This window comes from Polaromonas sp. P1_E3, assembly GCF_056405935.1.
This window is the reverse complement of the sequence record NZ_JBFUBD010000816.1, coordinates 1-619: the sequence shown is the minus strand read 5'-3', so window position 1 is coordinate 619 and position 619 is coordinate 1. Positions and strand designations below refer to the sequence as shown.

The window sequence follows — 619 nt, the reverse complement described above, 5'->3', positions numbered from 1 at the left end:
ACCCTGAACCATGCTGTTGACGGCTGCTGCGTCGGCCAGGTCTGCGAGCACGACCTCTTCATTGGCGGCAGCATCACCGAAGGACTGCACGTCCGACAGCCGCAGCACCGAACAATTTGCTTTCAGGCGCTCGCGCAAGGCCTTGCCCAAGCCACCGGCCGCGCCGGTCAGCAAGAGCTTTTCGTGAACTTTGATGGTCATTTTTTGGATCTGCGCCCAGTGCGATGGCAAACACTGGACTTTTTTTTGAAGTTTGTTAAAGTCAACCCAAGAACGCGGTAGTCATAGGTTGTCTGATGACTCGGAATTCTCCAATTCGCCCCCTAGCTTGTCAATGGTTTTTTAATGGACTCAAGGAAAACCCCTAGTCGCTCTGAGCCAAGTCTTACGGCTGGCTTTCAAGAAGAGCCGTTGCGTATGCGCCGCCCGCGCGGACTGGTGGGTGAGATCGTCRAAAATCTGGCCACCAGCATCCGTTCGGGCCACTTGCAGCCGGGCGAAAAACTGCCGACCGAAGCGGAAATCATGGCCCGCTTTGACGTGAGCCGGACGGTCGTGCGCGAGTCCTTGTCCAAACTCCAGGCCTCCGGGCTGGTCGAAACCCGGCACGGGATCGGCA

At 57.4% G+C, this 619-nt stretch carries 1 protein-coding gene and 1 pseudogene; one reads left to right on the top strand and one right to left on the bottom strand.

Annotation, left to right across the window (positions count from 1 at the left end):
* Positions 1 to 201, bottom strand: a pseudogene (locus AC1D0Z_RS23705) (NAD-dependent epimerase/dehydratase family protein); the annotation flags it as partial.
* 216 nt (positions 202 to 417) lie between these two features.
* Here AC1D0Z_RS23705 and AC1D0Z_RS23700 point away from each other — a divergent pair.
* On the top strand, positions 418 to 619 hold a 202-nt coding region (locus AC1D0Z_RS23700; protein ID WP_477660559.1), incomplete at its 3' end, for a FadR/GntR family transcriptional regulator.